Origin of the sequence: Paraeggerthella sp. (assembly GCF_048427265.1) — a bacterium.
GTDB classification, from domain to species: Bacteria; Actinomycetota; Coriobacteriia; order Coriobacteriales; family Eggerthellaceae; genus Paraeggerthella; species Paraeggerthella hominis.
In genome coordinates, this window is record NZ_DBFOSR010000001.1 from 1 (window position 1) to 3,098 (window position 3,098).

Below are 3,098 nucleotides of genomic sequence, written 5' to 3' on the forward strand. Positions count from 1 at the left end.
CTTCACCGGCCACGGCTGCGCCGTGAGCCAGGCGGCAGCCGACATGATGGCCGACCTGATCACCGGCGAAACCATCGCCGAAGCGCAGCGCCTTTCCAGCCTCTACCTGGACATGATCAAGGGTCGCCCGCTCACCGACGAAGAGCGCGCCGACCTCGACGAGGCCGCCGAGCTCGAGTCCATCGCCCGCATGCCCGCCCGCGTCAAGTGCGCCGAACTTGCCTGGCGCACGCTGGAGAAGCTGCTCGAGCAGGAAACGGAGGCAGGACGCAAGGCGCAGTGACGTCGGAACGACAGCGCGCACTCGTTCCACCACTGCACGGGTCGTGCGGATGCTTTTGGCAAAGAAGGGGCGCCTCCGTCAGACGGGGGCGCCCCTTTCATGCCGCTACTCGGCATAGTCGTGGAGCACAGCCTCGATGTTGTTGCCCTCGAGGTCGTAGACGAACGCCGCATAGTAGCCAGGATGATAGTCGCGGAGACCGAACGCGCCGTTATTGGCGCCGCCAGCGTGAAGCCACAACCGACTCTACACAGCACCCTCTCCGATTTCGTCATCACGCTCCGCCAGGCAGCGCTCCAGCATCCTCTCGATTTCGCCTACGTCGCGCTCCCTATCCCTGCTGTCGGTTGGCAACCTGAGCAGCGGGAGTCCGCACCGCTTGAGAATCGCATCCTTCATCCGATCCCGTTTGTACTGCTTTGTACCTTCCTTGTGGAATCGCCAGGCATCGACCTCGACGGCCAACAAAGGACGCTTGTTCATCTCGCGGAAGAAGAGGAAATCCACGTGCGTGCGCGGATCCCTCACGTACCTCTCCTCGAGCGGCGAAAGGGAGATGCCCTCGCCTACCAACGTGGACAATCCTACATGGCACCGGAACAACACCCGCGCGAAACGACCCGTTGCGAGCATATCCTCCAAAGCCGTCGCCATGAGGTTCTCGGAATCGTAGCGGGAGACACGCGGATACTTGCCCAAATACCTCGCTCGCTCTTCGGCGTATTCCTTGTACAGCAGGTCGAACACGGACCTGATGTTGCTCTGGACGATTTTGAACCCGTTGTACTCGATATAGCGTGCAAGCTCCTCGATGTCGTTGTCCTTACGTCCGCGAGGATTCTGCGACGCGACGACGCAAAGTTTCTTGACCGCACGAGAAACCGCGACGTTGACCATTTGGGGTCGCCGACGAAGGCTCCAATGTTGTTTTCGACAGTGGAGAGTATGATGGCGTCGTTCTCGCGTCCTTGGAACTTATGAACCGTCGCCACGGAAACGCCTTCGGGGACCGCCTTTTTCAGCTCGCACACCTGGGGGTTGAACGGCGCGATCACGCCGATGTCCCGAATCTCCGAATCGACCAGCTCGGGAATGATCTCGTCGCACACCACAGAGACTTGGCGCATGTTCCTGCGCCCTCGCTCGTGGTTGCCCGGCACGGTGCGATGGAAGGAGAGCACGTCCCGCTCGCCCTCGTCCTTCGTCATAATGACAAGATCGTCGTCGTAGTACATCTTGTTGCAGAAGCCGATAATTCGAGGATGACAGCGATAGTGCTCTTTGAGCAAAGTCGGTTCCAATGCAGGCCAAAGGCCGAGAACCGACGTGAGCATGCTATGCTTCGCATAGCGGTAGCAATCCGGGACGCGATATTTATCGGCAATACGGTCGGTTTCGTCCGCGCGCTCCCTCTTCACCACATTGGCAAGCTGCTTATGATCGCCGACAACGACCACGTTTTTAGCGCATGCGAAAGCCAAAGCTCCAGCCGCCACGCTTATCTGGGAAGCCTCGTCCATGAGAACGCTGTCGTACCTGAAGCCTGGACCGAGGGAAGTCGTGATCGAATGCGTGGTGCTCAACACCACCGGATACTCTTCCGCGAACGCCGCCGATCCGCTCCGCAAGCTCCTTAGCTCGAACGTCCTACGATCCCGATTCGGCGAGTAACGCTTTGCAAGCTGGGCTTTGAACGCCCGCATGGACTTCTCCTCGATAGTCGCCATGTTCGCCTCGAAGTCGTACGACCTTTCCTTTAGGAGGCGAGCCTCGTCCCTCAACTCTCTGAGTTTCGCCCGATAGAACGCGTCTTGCAGCAAAGGCACAACGAGGAAGTCATCGCGCTCGATCGCATCGAGGTAGAACCCGCCGAAGAAGGCCCTGACGTAGGCGCGGTACAGAAAACCAACGGAGCGGCCCTCCTCGACGCGTCGACCTTCCCGCACCCAAAAACGCAAGATGTTTCGTGAAGTCCGTCCGAAGCGCGGATCATGAGGCTCGACTGCCCCCTTGCCAAGGCTCTCCGCATAGTCCTTGAAGTACTCATATTCTCTTTCGTACGCGATTATCGATGCCTCGATTTCGGCGAGGCGCCCACGATCTTCGAGAGCTCGCCCCAATCCGCTCACCAGCTCTCTCACCTCGGCGATAAGTCTTGCACCTTCAAGCCTCACCGCCCCGAATAGGAGGCGGACGAGAATCGCCGCCGGACACCAGACGATCAACAGCACCAAGCCCGTCGACAAAACCATCGCGGCGGATGTCGGGCCCATGACGCCGGCGAGAACCCCAACGATCCCGATCATCGGCGAGCCATCGCAGAACGCCGCGACCACCACTGCGCACAATAATATGCACAACGCCTGATCGACGCCGAAAACGGCCAGCGACGAGCCGATTCGCTTCTCGAGTCGAGCCTTGCCGAAATCTATGAGCGCATGAGATATCGACAAGATGAGCCAAGCAAGGACGATACCGTCAAGCGGAAGCGTTACGGAAACGAAAAACGCCATGCACAGCGCATAGCATCCGCAATGAAAATATAGCAGCAAGATATATTGCTTTTACTAGTACCAATGTTTTTTGTTGCTAATATCAAATAGCAACAAAAAACATTGCCATTGCACGTTAGCGCGCAATGGACGAACCAGATGTCTGGGAGAGTCGCGAACCGCGGAGCCGTAACGCGGCATTTCAAGATATTGTCGCCCGAAACGGACGGTTTTCGGCTCGATTCCGTCCGTTTCGGGCGACAATATCATTTTGCGGTAGCGAATTGCACCCGAGTTGCTATGCGGGTTGGTGCATGGTCGGG

Annotated in this window: 5 protein-coding genes; 1 reads left to right on the forward strand and 4 read right to left on the reverse strand. The window is 58.3% G+C overall.

The annotated features are described in order from the left end of the window. Positions 1–283, forward strand: a 283-nt coding sequence (locus ACMNI9_RS00005; protein WP_418830116.1) for an iron-sulfur cluster assembly scaffold protein, incomplete at its 5' end; no start/stop codon positions are given. Between the two features lie 105 nt (positions 284–388). Here the strand turns inward: ACMNI9_RS00005 and ACMNI9_RS00010 are convergent. The 4 genes from ACMNI9_RS00010 to ACMNI9_RS00025 form a co-directional block, all read right to left on the reverse strand. Beyond that, the gene (locus tag ACMNI9_RS00010; protein ID WP_418830118.1) at positions 389–523 is read right to left on the reverse strand and encodes a hypothetical protein; all 135 of its coding nucleotides are present in this window, start codon (positions 521–523) and stop codon (positions 389–391) included. A 6-nt stretch (positions 524–529) separates the two neighbouring features. Next, positions 530–856 carry a DUF2726 domain-containing protein gene (locus ACMNI9_RS00015; protein WP_418830121.1) on the reverse strand — a complete coding sequence of 109 codons (327 nt, stop codon included), beginning with the start codon at positions 854–856 and terminating at the stop codon, positions 530–532. Positions 857–867: 11 nt separating this feature from the next. Continuing rightward, positions 868–2,835, reverse strand: a complete 1,968-nt coding sequence (locus tag ACMNI9_RS00020; protein WP_418830124.1) for a DEAD/DEAH box helicase — start codon at positions 2,833–2,835, stop codon at positions 868–870. Between the two features lie 15 nt (positions 2,836–2,850). Next, the coding region (locus ACMNI9_RS00025; RefSeq protein WP_418830126.1) for a hypothetical protein at positions 2,851–3,098 on the reverse strand (248 nt) is incomplete at its 5' end.